We start from the raw sequence: 15,707 nt of genomic DNA on the forward strand, positions 1-15,707 counted from the left end.
CATCCGGATGACGCCCCACGGGCCCCCTATCGCCTGAATACGGCCGTTTCAGCCCGGAACGCTGCGCCGCACACCGCGGTTCGATAAACCGGATGCGACGATACGAAATGGGCCGACTACTGCGAAACTGGCCGGCGCGACTCGTCGACGCAGGGGGTGAACCACAACCACCAAACCCGGCGGCGACGAACCGCGAGGCGATGAACACCCGCGCGGCCCGCGGCGTCGCCATCGCCGCCGTCGTCTTCCTCGTCGTCCAGCTCGGCGCGGTTGCGCTCGTGCCGACGTTCGACGCGATGAACTACCAGACCGTCGAGAACCCGCAGAACCCGACGAACAGCGCCGTCTACCTCCTCGCGATTCTCGTCGTCACCGGGCTGATGCTGGCGGCGTTCAGGTTCGACCTCGACAACGTCGTCCGCGGCGTCATCCTGCTGTCCTCCGGGATGCTGTCGTGGTACGTGTTCTCCGTCTTCCTGCCCGGCGTCGGCGCCGTCGCGGCCTCCGCGGTCGTCGTCGCGGCGCTGTGGCTGTACCCGGAGTGGTACGTCATCGACGCCGCAGGCGCCATCATCGGCGCCGGCGCGGCCGGCCTGTTCGGCATCAGCTTCGGGCTGCTCCCCGCGGTGTTGCTGCTGTCGGTGCTCGCGGTGTACGACGCCATCTCCGTCTACGGCACCGAGCACATGCTGGACCTCGCGGAGGGCGTCCTCGAACTCAACATCCCGGTGGTGCTGGTGATTCCGCTGTCGCTGTCGTTCTCGCTGCTCGACCAGGACGACGTGAGCGACGCGACGGAGGGCACCGACGAGGCGGAGCGGGAGGTGTTCTTCATCGGCCTCGGTGACGCCGTCATGCCGGCCGTCATGGTCGCCTCCGCGGCGTTCTTCTCGCCGGCCCCGGCGCTCGGCGTCCCCGGTCTCCCCGCGATGGGGCTGCCGTCGCTGCTCGCCGTCGTCGGCACCTTCGCGGGGCTCGGCGTCCTCCTCCGGATGGTGCTGAAGGGGCGGCCGCACGCCGGACTGCCGCTGCTGAACGGCGGCGCCATCGGCGGCTACCTGCTCGGCTCGATCGCGGTCGGCGTCCCGCTGGTGGAAGCGCTCGGGCTGGCGCCGTACCTGTGAGCCGTCTGCCCGGGGCGCTGGGCGGACCGCGCGTCCGCGGCGTCGTCGGAACCGCGGCGCTGTTCGGCGCCGTCCAGCTCCTCGCGGTGCTCGTCGCGCCGCGACTCGCGTCGTCCGGGCTCCGGTACGGCGACGGCGGCGACGCGCTGCTTCCGCTCGTGCTCGGCGTGGCGTTCGGCACCGCGCTGTCGCTCGCCGTCGCCCGGTTCGGCGTGAGCCGGCGCGCCGTCCGCGCGGTCATGGTGGCGTCCGTCGGCGCGGCGCTCTGGTTCGCGCTGTCCGCGTTCGTCGGCGACGTCGCCGGCGCGGTGCTGGCCGCGACGGGCGTCGGCCTCGTCTGGTTCGTGCCGCGTCCGGCGGTCAGGAACGCGGTCGCCGTCGTCGCCGTCGCGGGCGCCGCGGGGCTGTTCGGCGCGAGTCTCGCCCCGGCGTACGCGGCGGGCGCGCTCGTCGCCGTCGCCGCGTACGACGTCTACGCGGTGTACGGGTCGGGCCACATGGGAGCGATGGCGGACGCGGCCTCGGACCTCCGGCTCCCGTCGATGTTCGTGGTTCCGACGAGCGACGACTACGACGACGCGGCGTTCACCGTCGACGCCGGCGACCGGGACGGCGCGCCGGCACGCGCGCCCACCGCCGCGATTCTCGGCGCCGGCGACGCGCTGTTCCCGGCGCTTCTGACGTCGAGCGCCGCCGTCCACGGCGCCGCCGCCCTCGGCGATTGGTCGGTCGAAGCGGCGCCGTCCCTGGTGCCGGTGCTCCCCGCCCCGGCGGTCGGAGCGCTCGTCGGGTCGTTCGTCGGGTTCGCGGCGCTTCAGGTGCTCGTCCACAGACGGCGCGGCCTGCACGCGGGGCTCCCGTGGGTGAACGGCGGCGCCGTGGCCGGGTGGCTCGCCGCGCTGCTGCTCTGAGGCCGGGGCGACGCCGGACGCGTCGTCCGCGGGGACGACTCGGTCGTTTTCAGTCGTCGGCGCCGTTGCGGACTTTCACGGCCATGCCGCTGTCGAAGTCGCGCATCCCGTCGGCGGAGAGTTCGGCGCGGCCGACCGCGAGCAGCGTGCCGTCCTCGTGGACGACGGCGACTTCGTCGGTCGGGCGGACGCGGTCGTCGACGGCGGAGACGAACTTCGCGAACACGTTCTTGCCGTCGCGGACGAACGGCGCGGACTCGTCGCCGACGACGACGCTGTACCCGGGGTGTTCGAGCGCGTCGCGGAGCCGGCGGCCGCCTTCGAGGCCGAGCGTGAACCGGCCGTCGGTGCCGTACGAGACGATGCGGCCGGCGTCACAGACGACCTGGCGGGGCCGGCCGCTGGTGGACCGGCGGACCTCGAGGTCGGTCGCCTCGGGCGGGAACAGCGCGTCGCCGACGCCGCGGCCGAACTGGTAGTCGGCGACGGTGCGGAGCGACGGGAGGCCTCGCGTCGAGCTCACAGCAGGAAGGTGTCTTCGCGCTCGCTCATGTCGATGAACGAGTCCGCGGCCTCCTTCAGTTCGCTGGCGGTCGACTCCTCGAAGCCGAGCACTTCGACGCGGACGCCCTCGTGTCTGAGGTGCGAGCAGAGCCGCGCGAAGTCGCCGTCGCCGGTGCACAGCACGACCGTGTCGACGTGGTCCGCGAGCGTCACCGCGTCGAGGCTCATCCCGAGGTCCCAGTCTGCCTTCTTCGAGCCGTCGCCGAACGTCTTGATGTCCTTGATCTTCGTCTCGAACCCGATGTCGCGAAGCGCCTCGAAGAACGACTGCTCGTCCGGCGAGTCCGCCCGGATGACGTACGCGATGGCGCGCGTCAGCGTCCGCTCCTGGACGCCCTTGTCGAGCATCGCCGAGTAGTCGATGTTCCGCGAGTAGACGCTCTGGGCCGAGTGATAGAGGTTCTGCGAGTCCGCGAGAACCGCGACCCGCTGGCCCGGATGAATCTCGGTCATTGTTCGTGCATGTGGGCTCCGCGATTTAGTCGTGTCGGGCGAGCGTCGACCGAATCCGCGCCCCGAATCGGCGACGAGAGACAGAGAACCGCAGGACTGCGCGGCTATTCGGAGCGCGAGGCCGCGTCGCCGTCGGCGTCTTGCACCCAGACGGTTTTCCGGTTCGTGAACTCGCGGATGCCGTCGCGGCCGAGTTCGCGGCCGTAGCCGGAGTCGCCGACGCCGCCGAACGGGAGCCGCGGGTCGGACTTCACGAGTTCGTTCACGAAGACGGCGCCGGCGTCGATGCGGCGGGCGAGCGCGCGGCCGCGGTCGCGGTCGGCGGTCCAGACGGAGGCGCCGAGGCCGAGGTCGGTGTCGTTCGCGAGCGCGACCGCCTCCGCCTCGTCGTCGACCTCAAAGACGGCGGCGACGGGGCCGAACACCTCCTCGACGGCCGCGGCGGCGTCGCGCGGCACGTCGGTGAGCACCGTCGGCGGGTAGTAGAAGCCGTCGCGGTCGAGCGGTTCGCCGCCGAGTTCGAGGGTCGCGCCGGCGTCGACGCTGCGCTCCACCTGGTCGTGGAGGTCCGCCATGAGGTCGGCGCGGGCCTGCGGGCCGACGTCGGTGTCCTCGTCGGTCGGGTCGCCGACGGTGAGCCCCGCGAGTTCGTCGACGAAGCGGTCGAGGAACTCGTCGTAGACGTCGGCGTGCACCACGAACCGCTTGGCCGCGATGCAGGACTGCCCTGAGTTGATGGTTCGCGCGCGGGCGCCGGTCCGTGCCGCGGCGGCGACGTCGGCGTCGTCGAGGACGACGAACGGGTCGCTGCCCCCGAGTTCGAGCACCGTCTTCTTGAGTTCGCGGCCGGCGGTCTCGGCGACGGCGCGGCCGGCCGGTTCGCTGCCCGTGAGCGTGACGGCGGCGACGCGGTCGTCGCGGATGACGTCCTCGGCGGTGTCGGCGTCGACGACGAGGCTCTGGAAGACGCCGTCGGGGTAGCCCGCCTCGGCGAACACGTCCTCGATGGCGCGGGCGCACCCGGGGACGTTCGAGGCGTGTTTCAGCAGGCCGACGTTGCCGGCGGTGAGGTGCGGCGCGGCGAACCGGAACACCTGCCAGAACGGGAAGTTCCACGGCATGACCGCGAGCACCGCACCGAGCGGTTCGTGCGCGACGAACGTCTCCGCGTCGGGCGGCCCGGGCTGGTGGTCGTCCTGGAGGTAGTCGGCAGCGTGTTCGGCGTAGTGGTCACAGACCCACGCGCACTTTTCGACCTCCGAGCGCGCGGCGTCGACGGGCTTCCCCATCTCGCGCGTCATCAGTTCGGCGTACTCGTCGGCGTTGTCGCGGAGCGCCTCCGCGGCGTTCGCGAGCAGCGACCGGCGCTCGTCGATGCCGCGGGCCGCCCACGACGGGAACGTCTCCGCCGCGTCCGTCAGCGCGGCCTCCACGTCGGCGTCGCTATCCGACGGCACCGGGTCGAGTTCGGCGCCGGTCGCAGGGTTGATTCGAGCCATGCCAGTGACCTACACACCCACTCACAAAAGCGGTTCGCGCACGGAGCCGTCGCGCCGAGGGCAGTTCGACATCGAACCGCGAGACGGGGGCGCGAATCGGAGACGCCACTGGCCCGTCAGCACCGTCGGCGGCGGTGGCCGCTGTCCGCGTCCGAAACAGTCCCGAGTTTAAGGGGCCGGCAGCCGAATCCGTCCGCATGGACAGCGACACGGATTCGGTCGGCGGTGAGAGTCGGGCTGCGCTGCTCGTGGATGCGTTCACGACCGAGCCGCTCGCCGGAAACGCCGCCGGCGTCGTCCCGGACGCCGACGGGCTGACCGACGACCAGATGCAGGCCGTCGCCCGAGAGCTCTCGGTGAGCGAGACGGCGTTCGTGCTGCCGTCGGCGGACGCCGACCGCCGCGTCCGGTACTTCACGCCGACGACGGAGGTCGACCTGTGCGGGCACGCGACCATCGCGACCCACGCCCACCTCGCCGAAACCGGCGCGGTCGACCCCGGGGCGCACACGCTGGAGACCAACGTCGGCGTGCTCGACGTGGAAGTCACCGACGACGGCCGCGTCTGGATGACCCAGAACAGCCCGGAGGTGTACGAGGTCGACGTCGACTACGACCGCGTCGGCGACGCGCTCGGCTGCGACCCGAACGCCTTCCGCGACGTCGGCGCGGAACTCCCGGTCGCGTACGCCACCTCGGGGCTCCCGTTCCTCGTCGTCCCGGTGAACTTCCTCGAACGCGTCGGGAACATGGACCCCGACTTCGCCGCGGTGGAGGCGCTCGCGGCCGACCACGACGCCGCCGGCGTCTACGCGTTCACGTTCGACGCGCTCGACGCGGAGTCGACGCTGCACGGCCGGTGTTTCGTCCCCGGCGCCGGCGTCCCCGAGGACCCGGTGACCGGGACCGCCTCCGGCGCCTGCGGCGCCTACCTCGACCACTTCGGCGCGTTCGACGGGACGGCCGACGTGATGACGTTCGAGCAGGGCCACTTCGTCGACCGCCCGGGCCACGTGTACGTCCGCGCCGCAGGCGGCCGGAAGCCGACCGTGGGCGGGGACGCCGTGACCGCCTTCGACGGAACCATCCGAGTCCCCGAACCCAAGGACGACGACATCATCGAGGCCTGAGTCGAATCCTCCGATTCGAATTCACGTCACCGACTTTCTCGGAATAGTTTCACGGGGTGAAAATCGACTGATTGAATCTGGGTTCGGGGCCTTCTGAGGGAGTCCTTTCGGCGAGCTGTGCGGGCACCGGAACCGACTGGCAAACAGGTACTCGGTTGCGAGTACGAAAATTTCGCGTTTGCGTGCGTCGGAAGGTTCTTTAGCGAGTCAAGGAACCCCTCGTATACGAGATGGCTGTACTTTGGCTGGATGACGTCGCCGCCGACGACGTCGAAACCGTCGGCGGCAAGGCGGCCTCGCTCGGAGAACTCACGACCGCGGGCCTGCCCGTGCCACCGGGATTCGTCGTGACGGCCGAAACGTACCGGACGTTCATCGAGGAAGCCGGAATCGACGAGGAACTGTTCGAGGCGGTCGACATCGACCCGGAAGACTCGGCGGCGCTCGCCGAGGCCGAACGCACCGCCCACGAACTCATCACGAACACGGACCTGCCGGAGTCCGTCAAGGAAGAGGTGCTGTCCGCCTACCGGAGCGTCGGCGCCGACGGCGAGGAGGCGTTCGTCGCGGTCCGGTCGTCCGCGACCGCCGAGGACCTGCCGGACGCGTCGTTCGCGGGCCAGCAGGAGACGTTCCTGAACGTCACCGAAGACCAGCTGCTCGACCGCGTCAAGGAGTGCTGGGCGTCGCTGTTCAGCCAGCGCGCCATCTACTACCGGCAGCGACAGGGGTTCCCGCACGACGAGGTCGACATCGCGGTGGTCGTCCAGCTGATGGTCGACGCCGAGAAGTCCGGCGTCATGTTCACGAGCCACCCGTCGACCGGCGAGCCGCGCATCATCATCGAGGCGGCGTGGGGGCTCGGCGAAGCCGTCGTCTCCGGCACCGTCTCGCCGGACAACTACGTCGTCGACCGCGAGACCGCAGAAACCGAGGAGGTGACGGTCGCCGACAAGAAACTGCTGCTGGAGAAGGACCCCGAGACCGGCGAGACGGTCGAACGCGACGTCCCCGAGGAGAAACGCGAACAGCGCGTGCTCTCCGACGAGGAGATCGAGCGGCTCGTCGAACTCGGCCGGACGGTCGAGGAGCACTACGGCTCCCCGCAGGACGTCGAGTGGGCGATGGTCGACGGCGAGGTGTACATGCTCCAGTCGCGCCCCATCACCACGATTTCGGAGTCCTCCGAGTCGGGCGGGACGTCGCCGGCCGAAGCCGAACGCGAGTCCGCCGACGCCTCCGCGGACGTGCTCGGCGGGAACGGCGGAGCCGCCGGCGCCGCGGGCGCGACCGACGGCGGCGACGGCAACGGCAACGGCGACGGCGACGACGTCCTTCTGAGCGGGCTGGGCGCGTCGCCGGGCGTCGTCTCCGGGACGGTGCGCGTCGTCACGAAACTCGACCACCTCGACCAGGTCGCCGAGGGCGACGTCATCGTCACCGAGATGACGATGCCGGACATGGTGCCGGCGATGAAGCGCGCCGTCGGCATCGTCACCGACGAGGGCGGCATGACCAGCCACGCCGCCATCGTCTCCCGCGAACTCGGCGTGCCGGCCGTCGTCGGCACCGGGTCGGGGACGCGCGAACTCGAAGACGGCCAGGCCATCACGCTCGACGGCGACAAGGGGACGATTCGCCGCGGCACCCCCGACGAGTCGGAGGGCGAAGAGTACGAGCCGGTCGAGGCCGTGCGGCCGGAGACGCCGGTGAAGCCGATGACGGCGACGGAGGTGAAGGTGAACGTCTCGATTCCGGAGGCCGCGGAGCGCGCCGCGGCGACCGGCGCGGACGGCGTCGGGCTGCTCCGCATCGAGCACATGGTGCTGTCGCTCGGCAAGACCCCGGAGAAGTACATCGCGGACAACGGCGCCGACGCCTACGTCGACGAACTCGTCTCCGGCATCCGGACCGCCGCCGAGGAGTTCTATCCGCGGCCGGTCCGCGCCCGGACGCTCGACGCGCCGACCGACGAGTTCCGCGAACTCGAAGGCGGCGACGACGAGCCCGCAGAGCACAACCCGATGCTCGGGTGGCGCGGCGTCCGCCGGTCGCTCGACAAGCAGGACGTGTTCAAACAGGAGTTGGAGGCGTTCCGCCGGCTCTGGGAGATGGGGTACGACAACGTCGAACTGATGTTGCCGCTCGTCACGGACGCCGACGACGTCGAGCGCGCGAAGGCCGCGATGCGCGACGTCGGCATCTCGCCGGAGGCGCAGCGCTGGGGCGTCATGATCGAGACGCCGGCGGCGGCGCTCAGCATCGACGAGCTCATCGACACCGGCATCGACTTCGCGTCGTTCGGGACGAACGACCTCACGCAGTACACGCTCGCCGTCGACCGGAACAACGCCGCGGTCGCCGACCGCTTCGACGAGCTCCACCCGTCGGTGCTCGAACTGATGGGCGACGTCATCGAGACGTGCCGCGCGAACGACGTCGACACCAGCATCTGCGGGCAGGCCGCCTCGAAGCCGGCGATGGTGGACTTCCTCGTGGAGGAGGGCGTCTCGTCCATCTCCGCGAACATCGACGCCGTCCGCGACGTCCAGCACGAAGTGAAACGCACCGAGCAGAAACTCATCCTCGATTCGGTCCGCTGACCCCGGCCGTCGGCTGACTCCCCGAAATCAGCCAGGCCGGACGGACCCGCTGGATTTCGTCTCTCCGATTCCCGCCGCCTTCTATCGGTTTTCTTTCCGCGAATCCCTCGTCGCGTCCGCCCTCGGCGACCGGCAGCAACGGGGTTTCGGGCGGCGACTCCGCGCCGCCTCGTCGACGCCGGCGGTCGCGGCCCGTGCCGAAGCGGAACCGCTAACAGGACGCCGCTCCGTCCCGGACGTATGCGAACGCCGGTCGCCGAGCGCCGCCCGCAGTCGTTCGAGCGCGTGCTGTCGTCGATGTGTACCGAGCCGCATCCGGCGGCCCGGGCGGCCGCGGACCGGTTCCTGACGTCGAATCCGGGCGACCCGGCGACGTACGGCGAAATCGGCGACATCGAGGCCGACGTCGTCGACGCGCTCGGCGACCTCGCCGGGCTGTCGGAGCCGAACGGCTACGTCGCGAGCGGCGGCACGGAGGCGAACATCCAGGCGATGCACGCGGCCCGGAACCTCGCGGAGACCGCGGAGCCGAACGTTGTCACGCCGACATCCGCGCACTTCAGTTTCCACAAGGCCGCGGAGTTGCTGGGCGTCGAACTCCGAACCGTCCCGACCGACGCTGACCACCGCGCGGACGTCGACGCCGTGACCGCGGCCGTCGACGAGGACACGGCGCTGGTCGTCGGGGTCGCCGGCAGCACCGAGTACGGCCGCGTCGACCCGATTCCGGCGCTCGCCGACGTGGCGGCGGACGCCGGGGCGCGGTTCCACGTCGACGCGGCGTGGGGCGGGTACTACCTCCCGTTCTCCGGGCACGACTGGGGGTTCGCCGACGCCGACGTCGACACGCTGACCGTCGACCCCCACAAGGCCGGCCGGGCGGTCGTTCCGTCCGGCGGGATTCTCGCGCGGGAGCAGGAGACGCTGGACGCGCTCGCCGTCGAGACGCCGTACTTGGAGACGCAGTCGCAGGCGACGCTCACCGGGACGCGGTCGGGGGCCGGCGTCGCGGCGGCCGCGGCCGCGATGGAGGCGCTGTGGCCGGACGGCTACCGCGAGGAGTACGAGCGCGCCGCGTCGCTCGCCGACTGGCTCGCCGCGGAGCTGCGCGGCCGCGGCTGCCGCGTCGTCGACCCGGAGCTGCCGCTCGTCGCGTTCGAACTCCCGGAGGCCGCCTTCAGCGCGGTTCGCGAGGCGGGCTGGCGGCTCGCCCGCACCGGCGCCGGGGAGGCCCGCGTCGTCGTCATGCCGCACGTCACGCGCGAGATGCTGACCGCGTTCCTCGCCGACCTCGACGCGCACCTCGACTAGCAAACGGGGCGGAGCCGGGGAACTGTCAGTCCGCGCGACCCGCCGTCCGGAACCGTCGGAGTTTACTTGTGGCCCGCGTCACCTCCGGACGTGCTTCCCCCGGATTCGGCGGTGCACGCCGCCGACCTCGCCCTCCAGCAGTCCGCGGCGGTGCCGCTGTCCGCGGAGGCGTCCGTCTGGCCGGACTTCACGTGGCTCTCCGAGCTCGTCCGGGAGTTCGCCGAGTGGATGGCCGGCTTCGTCGAACACGCGACCGGGTGGGTCGGCCTCGGAATCATCGCCGTCTACTCGTTTCTCATCGCGTTCGCGATTCCCGGCGTCAGCGAAGTCGTCCTCGTCGCACCGCTCGACCTCGGCATCGGGTTCTGGCCGCAGATGGCGGTCATCGTCCTCGTCTCCGGCGTCGCGAAGGCGCTCGGCTCCGTGTTCGCGTTCCACATCGGCCAGGAGGCGAAGCAGTCGGGGCCGATTATCAGGTGGCTGCGGCGCTCGCGGTTCGACATCGTCGAGTGGTCGGAGACGAAGACGCTGCAGCTCGCACGGGAGTACGGCTACGGCGGGCTCGCGCTGGCGCTCTGCGTCCCGGGGTTCCCGGACACGCTCTCGATTTACGCGTTCGCGGTGCTGGAACGCGACTACACGAAGTTCGCCATCGCGACGTTCATCGGCAGCGTCGGCCGACTCGTCTTGACGCTCGCGCTCTGGCAGCTCGGCCTCACCGCGCTCGAAGTCGCGTAGACCACCGCCACCCGACTTTTGGGGTCGGCGGCGAACGTCGCGGCATGGACGTCGAGACCGCGTTGCGCGAGATCGACGAGGCGAACAGCAAACACGTCGGGAGCGAGACGTACGAACGACAGCGCGAGGAGTACGAACAGACGCTCCGGGAGGTCGACCGCATCGGGGACGCGGAGACGGTCGAGGAGCTCACGAAGTGGATCTGCGCGTTCATCCGCGACGAGGAGGAGCGCCCCAGCATCGGCCGGGTCGACAAGCAGGCGTCCGACCTCCTCGAGGCCGCCGGCTACGACGTGCCGCTGGAATCGCACCTCGACCCCGCCTGACGCCGGGCGGCCGCCGCGACGACGCCGTCATCCGGTCGGCTCGGCTGGGCGAATCGTTCCCGTCGCGCCTCCACGTCGACGCGGCGACGCGGTGAGTGGCGATGTGGTGACGTGGCGACACGTGACTTCGCAACAAGAGCAGCAAAAGTCGGGGACGGCGAAGCGAATCGGAGAACTCTACTCCGGGTCGACGACGGAGTGGTGGGCGCGGTACCCGCCGGTGATGCGGTCGACGTCGTCCGCGGCGACGACGCGGAGCCGTCGTTCGCGTTTCGTGACGACGCCGAAGCCGTAGCGTTCGTGGTCGTAGCCGGGCGGCTCGTCGCGGTCGGCGAGGAACGCTCGGTGGTCGCGGAGGCGGCCACGGGCGCGGTCGCGAGAGCGCTCCGGGAGGTCCGCGAGTCTGTCCTCGAAGTCGGCGACGAATCCGGGGTCGCGTTCGACGCCGACGGAGTTCCGGCCGGCGGCCATCGCCGCGAGCGTCGTCGTCCCGGTGCCCCAGAACGGGTCGAGCACCGTGTCGCCGTACACCGAGTACATGTTGAGGAGGCGGTACGGTAGTTCGACGGGGAACGCGGCGGCGCGGTCGCGGGGCGCGTTGTCACCGAGCCGCTGGCCCTCGCCGCGGATCCCCTCCCAGGCCTCCGAGAACCACCTGTTCCGCTCCTCCCAGAAGTACGCCGCGCCGTACCGGTCCGGGTCGCCGGGGTCGAATCTGCGGCCGTCGCCGTTCCGGAACACCATGACGTGTTCGTGTTCCAGCGTGACGTAGGCGTTCGGCGGGAGCGTCCCCGACCCCATGAACTTCGTCGGCGCGTTCGTCGGTTTCCGCCAGAGAACGCCCGGGAGCTGGTCGAGCCCGCGGTCGCGGAGCGCCTCGCTCATCCGGGCGTGGTTCGGGTAGAGCCGGAAGCGGCCGCCGATGGACCGCGTCGCGTCGCCGACGTTGACGCAGGCGACGCCGCCGTCGACGAGCACGCGGCTCAGTTCGTCCCAGGCGGGCGCGAGCGCCTCGTGCATCAGGTCGAAGGCGTCGTCGCCGTCCCCGGCGTCGAGCGCCGCGGCGACGTCGGGGTCGAGGTCGGCGAAGAGGTCGTCCCACTGCTCTATCATCGGGTACGGCGGCGACGTGACGACGAGCTCGACGCTGTCGTCGGGGAGCGGCAGCGACCGCGCGTCGCCGACGCCGACGGCGTGCGTCGTCGCGAACGATTCGGGGACCGACTCCATCGACTCGACACGCGGCGGCGGCGCGAATAAAACCCGCTATCCTCGCGACGGACCGACGGTGCAGCCCGGAGACGAGCGGCCGGTCACTCGGCGCAGGCGTCGAGCCACTCGCCCGCCCAGCCTTCGATCTCCTCGAACACGGGCTCGAGCGACTCGCCCTTCTCGGTGAGCGAGTAGTACGTCGCGACCGGAGCGTCCGGCTCCATCCGCTTGTGGACGAATCCGAGTTCCTGGAGGTCGTCGAGGACGCGCGAGAGCGTCCGCGCGCTGGAGTCGGTGGAGCGCTTGAGTTCGTTGAAACGCTTTTCGCCGTCCTGCAGGTCGTGCAGCACGACGAGTCGCCACTGCGAGCCGACCTGTTCGAGCGCGTCGATGACCGGGCACGGCCCGGGGTCCGCTGCCGCCAGTTCCTGTTCTACTGCCATCACCGGGGAAACGCTCCCCGGGGATATAGCAGTTCGGTTCCGAACCCGGTATCGGCGGGACACCACCTATCGAGATGCCACCGGTTCCTCGTTGAGGCGGCCGCTCGGACGCGGTCAGCCACAGAATCGTTGCTCTGAGAGTCAGTCGTTGGACCGTTTGGCGTCCCAGTTCTTCAGCGAGTCGCGGACGGCACCGAGGTCTTCCGGGTCGGCGGCCTCCCGGGTGTCGACTTCGGTCCAGCCGTCGGCGTCGTCGTAGCCCAGTCCGAACAGTCGGTCACCGACCTGTATCGCCAGGGCCCGGATTTCGTCGTCCGCGACGCCGAGCGGCGCGGCCTCCACGACGCTGTCCGCCTCGCGGAGCGACTCCAGTTCGGACTCCCGGAGCGGCCGGTTCGGGAGGGATTCGATATAGCGCATTGGAGTTTACGACTCCGTGAACGCCGCGACCGGTTCGGGAGACGCGATACGCCGCAGCGCGTCCGGAGTCACCGCGAACACCGCTTCAGGCGTGCCGGCCGCCGCCCAGACGGTGTCGTGAGCGGTCAGCGACTCGTCCAGGTACACCGGGAGGTCGGTGTCGTGACAGAACGGGGGGACGCCGCCGATACTCCACCCAGTGGCGGCTTTCACCTCGTCGGCGTCGGCCATCTCGACGGCGTCGGCGCCGACGGCTGCCGCGAATCCGTCCTCGTCCACGCGGTGGTCGCCGGCGGTCAACACGACGACCGGGTCGCCGTCGGCGGTAAGGACGATGCTCTTGACGATCTGGCCGACGGTGCAGCCGACGGCGTCAGCCGCGTCGGCCGCGGTTTTCGTTCCGTCCGGGAACTCCTCGACGGACGCTTCGAAGTCGTACTCCGCGCGTGCGCGGTCGGCGAACCGCTCCGCAGTCGGGTGCATGGCCGACCGTTGTCGGCGACGCTGAAATAGCCGCGGACAGCCGCCGAATTTCCCGCCACCCGCGGCGAGTCGCTCACCGAGGGCTTCGCCAGTTTCGGCGGGCTTTAGGCCCGCATCCACGTCAGGGGAGGTATGAGCACTCACGACGACTTCCCCACCGACGCGCCGACGGTGGTGACCTGCGGGCTGCCGTACGCGAACGGCGACCTGCACATCGGCCACCTCCGGACGTACGTCGGCGGCGACGTCTACTCGCGCGCGCTCGAAACGCTCGGCCAGCAGACCGCGTTCGTGTCGGGCTCCGACATGCACGGAACCCCGGTCGCCGTCAACGCCGAACAGGAGGGGAAAGACCCCGAGGAGTTCGCGCTCGCGTGGCACGAACAGTACCGGGAGACGTTCCCGAAGTTCGGCGTCGACTTCGACAACTACGGCCACACCCACGACGAGACGAACACCGAACTCACCCAGGAGTTCGTCCGCGTCCTCGAGGAGAACGGCCACGTCTACGAGAAGGAGATTCCGGTCGCGTACGACCCGAAGGCGGACCAGTCGCTCCCGGACCGCTACGTCGAAGGCACCTGCCCGTACTGCGGCGAGAAGGCCCGCGGCGACGAGTGCGACGAAGGCTGCGGCCGGCACCTCGAGCCTGGCGAAATCGAAGAGCCGACGTCGACGGTCACCGGGAACCCCGCCGAGTACCGCGAACAGACCCACAAGTTCTTCCGGGTCTCGGAGTTCAAGGAGTACCTCTCGGGGTTCCTCGACCGGCTCGAAGGCACCTCGAACGCCCAGAACCAGCCGCGCGAGTGGGTTGAAGGCGAGCTCCGCGACTGGTGTATCACCCGCGACATGGACTGGGGAATCGACTACCCCGGCGACGGCGACGACGACCTGGTGCTGTACGTCTGGGTCGACGCGCCCATCGAGTACGTCTCCTCCACGAAGCAGTACTCCGACCGCGTCGGCGCCGACGAGTACGACTGGGCGGAAGTGTGGCAGGAGGACGGCGAAATCGTCCACGTCATCGGCCGAGACATCATCCAGCACCACACCGTGTTCTGGCCGGCGATGCTGCACGGCGTCGACTACGAGGAGCCGCGCGCCGTCATGGCGTCCGGCTTCATGACGCTCGACGGCCAGGGCTTTTCGACCAGTCGGAACCGCGCCGTCTGGGCGCGCGAGTACCTCGACGAGGGGTTCCACCCGGACCTGCTCCGGTACTACCTCGCGACGAACGGCGGCTTCCAGCAGGACGTCGACTTCTCGTGGGAGAAGTTCCGCGACCGCGTGAACAACGAACTGGTCGGGACGGTCGGCAACTTCATCTACCGGTCGCTGCTGTTCGCCCACCGGAACTTCGACGGGACGCCCGCAGCGGACACGAGCGACGAAGTCGCGTCCAGAATCGAGGAGGCGGTCGACGAGTTCGCCGCCGGCGTCAACGACTACTCGGTGCGGGCCGTCGGGAACGCCGCCGTCGACCTCGCGCGGTTCGGGAACGAGTACATTCAGCGCGAGGAGCCGTGGAACCTCGTCGGCGAAGACGAGGCCGCAGCCGCGCAGGTCATCCGCGACTGCGTCCAGCTCGCGAAGGCCGTCGCGGTGCTGTTCGAGCCGGTCGCCCCCGGCAAGAGCCAGGCGCTCTGGGAGCAGCTCGGCGAGACCGGTTCGGTGCACGACGCGACGACCGACGCCGCCCTCGAAGCGCCGCCGGCGGAGTTCGGCGCGCCCGAGGAGTTATACGAGAAGATCGAGCCGGAGCGCGTCGACGAACTGAACGCGAAGCTCGAACAGCGCGTCGCCGAATCGGCCGCCGAACAGGAAAGCGAAAGCGATGAGTCCGGCGAGGGCGCTGAGGCTGACGTGAGCGACCTCGAACCAATCGCAGAGAACCGGATCAGCTTCGACGAGTTCCAGGAGCTCGACCTCCGCGTCGGCGAGATTCTCGACGCCGATCCCATCGAGGACGCCGACAAACTCGTGAAGCTCACCGTCGACATCGGCGTGGAGGAGCGCCAGATCGTCGCCGGCATCAAACAGCTCCACGACGTCGACGACCTCCCCGGCACGAAAGTCGTCATCGTCGCGAACCTCGAACAGGCGGAGCTGTTCGGCACCGAGTCCAACGGGATGCTGCTCGCCGCCGGCGACGACGCCGACCTCCTGACCACGCACGGCGACGCACCGGTCGGCACGAAAATCCGGTAAGCGACTCCGATTTCACGTCGGCTGTTCCTTGTCGGTCCCGGTCACAGCCGGTCCGTTTGACGCTCTTCGAATACCGTTCTGACCGTCGCTGTGCGACGAGGTGATGCAACAGAGACAGCTCCGTGTCGCACAGGCCAAACCAGACATACACTGGATAATGCGATATCAAATCCGGTGCTCGGCGGATTCCGGGTAGGAGGCGGAAAGTAAACGGAAGCCGTTCAAGGATTTCACCGAGTACGTCGCATTCAATCTGATCAGCAGTAATGACCGAGTTTC

The 15,707-nt window shown here is 70.0% G+C and carries 15 protein-coding genes; 8 read left to right on the forward strand and 7 right to left on the reverse strand.

From position 1 onward, the window contains the following. The first annotated feature begins 200 nt into the window (after nt 1-200). Both ACQUS7_RS01910 and ACQUS7_RS01915 read left to right on the forward strand, forming a co-directional pair. Complete coding sequence (locus ACQUS7_RS01910; RefSeq protein ID WP_435144082.1) at nt 201-1,124, forward strand: presenilin family intramembrane aspartyl protease PSH; 924 nt, start codon at nt 201-203, stop codon at nt 1,122-1,124. Then, nucleotides 1,121-2,035 (forward strand): presenilin family intramembrane aspartyl protease PSH, encoded by a 915-nt coding sequence (locus ACQUS7_RS01915; RefSeq protein ID WP_435144084.1) that lies wholly within the window; start codon nt 1,121-1,123, stop codon nt 2,033-2,035. Before ACQUS7_RS01910 ends, ACQUS7_RS01915 begins: the two co-directional genes overlap by 4 nt. Before the next feature lie 49 nt (nt 2,036-2,084). Here the strand turns inward: ACQUS7_RS01915 and ACQUS7_RS01920 are convergent, their stop codons facing one another. From ACQUS7_RS01920 to ACQUS7_RS01930, 3 genes are all read right to left on the reverse strand, one after another. Then, a complete protein-coding gene (locus tag ACQUS7_RS01920; protein WP_435128257.1) occupies nt 2,085-2,558 on the reverse strand; it encodes a PUA domain-containing protein in 474 nt (157 codons plus the stop codon). Then, entirely contained in the window at nt 2,555-3,052 is a 498-nt protein-coding gene (locus ACQUS7_RS01925) for an NYN domain-containing protein (RefSeq protein WP_435128255.1), read from the reverse strand. The genes ACQUS7_RS01920 and ACQUS7_RS01925 overlap by 4 nt, the downstream gene beginning before the upstream one ends. Nucleotides 3,053-3,156: 104 nt before the next feature. Beyond that, on the reverse strand, nt 3,157-4,551 hold the full coding sequence (locus ACQUS7_RS01930) for an NAD-dependent succinate-semialdehyde dehydrogenase (protein ID WP_435128253.1): 1,395 nt from the start codon (nt 4,549-4,551) through the stop codon (nt 3,157-3,159). A 197-nt stretch (nt 4,552-4,748) separates the two neighbouring features. Here ACQUS7_RS01930 and ACQUS7_RS01935 point away from each other — a divergent pair, with 197 nt between their 5' ends. From ACQUS7_RS01935 to ACQUS7_RS01955, 5 genes are all read left to right on the forward strand, one after another. Continuing rightward, entirely contained in the window at nt 4,749-5,681 is a 933-nt protein-coding gene (locus ACQUS7_RS01935) for a PhzF family phenazine biosynthesis protein (protein ID WP_435144088.1), read from the forward strand. A 230-nt stretch (nt 5,682-5,911) separates the two neighbouring features. Continuing rightward, entirely contained in the window at nt 5,912-8,284 is a 2,373-nt protein-coding gene (gene ppsA / locus ACQUS7_RS01940; RefSeq protein ID WP_435144090.1) for a phosphoenolpyruvate synthase, read from the forward strand. Between the two features lie 240 nt (nt 8,285-8,524). Then, nucleotides 8,525-9,595 (forward strand): tyrosine decarboxylase MfnA, encoded by a 1,071-nt coding sequence (gene mfnA, locus ACQUS7_RS01945; RefSeq protein WP_435144093.1) that lies wholly within the window; start codon nt 8,525-8,527, stop codon nt 9,593-9,595. Between the two features lie 228 nt (nt 9,596-9,823). After that, nucleotides 9,824-10,333: a YqaA family protein gene (locus ACQUS7_RS01950; RefSeq protein ID WP_435145214.1), complete on the forward strand. Its 510-nt coding sequence runs from the start codon at nt 9,824-9,826 to the stop codon at nt 10,331-10,333. Between the two features lie 44 nt (nt 10,334-10,377). Further along, complete coding sequence (locus ACQUS7_RS01955) at nt 10,378-10,659, forward strand: hypothetical protein (protein WP_435144096.1); 282 nt, start codon at nt 10,378-10,380, stop codon at nt 10,657-10,659. Between the two features lie 177 nt (nt 10,660-10,836). Here the strand turns inward: ACQUS7_RS01955 and ACQUS7_RS01960 are convergent, their stop codons facing one another. The 4 genes from ACQUS7_RS01960 to ACQUS7_RS01975 all read right to left on the reverse strand — a co-directional run bounded on the left by ACQUS7_RS01960 (nt 10,837) and on the right by ACQUS7_RS01975 (nt 13,217). Continuing rightward, on the reverse strand, nt 10,837-11,889 hold the full coding sequence (locus ACQUS7_RS01960; protein WP_435144099.1) for a DNA-methyltransferase: 1,053 nt from the start codon (nt 11,887-11,889) through the stop codon (nt 10,837-10,839). Between the two features lie 83 nt (nt 11,890-11,972). Next, nucleotides 11,973-12,314 (reverse strand): winged helix-turn-helix transcriptional regulator, encoded by a 342-nt coding sequence (locus tag ACQUS7_RS01965; protein ID WP_435128243.1) that lies wholly within the window; start codon nt 12,312-12,314, stop codon nt 11,973-11,975. 141 nt (nt 12,315-12,455) lie between these two features. Then, on the reverse strand, nt 12,456-12,734 hold the full coding sequence (locus tag ACQUS7_RS01970) for a hypothetical protein (RefSeq protein ID WP_435144102.1): 279 nt from the start codon (nt 12,732-12,734) through the stop codon (nt 12,456-12,458). 6 nt (nt 12,735-12,740) lie between these two features. After that, nucleotides 12,741-13,217, reverse strand: a complete 477-nt coding sequence (locus ACQUS7_RS01975) for a YbaK/EbsC family protein (RefSeq protein ID WP_435144105.1) — start codon at nt 13,215-13,217, stop codon at nt 12,741-12,743. 132 nt (nt 13,218-13,349) lie between these two features. On the opposite strand from ACQUS7_RS01975, the gene metG reads away from it, so the two are divergent. Then, nucleotides 13,350-15,428, forward strand: a complete 2,079-nt coding sequence (metG, locus tag ACQUS7_RS01980; protein ID WP_435144108.1) for a methionine--tRNA ligase — start codon at nt 13,350-13,352, stop codon at nt 15,426-15,428. Nucleotides 15,429-15,707: the final 279 nt, after the last annotated feature.

The sequence above is a fragment of the Halobaculum sp. P14 genome, assembly GCF_051195155.1.
Lineage (GTDB): Archaea > Halobacteriota > Halobacteria > Halobacteriales > Haloferacaceae > JBNTKA01.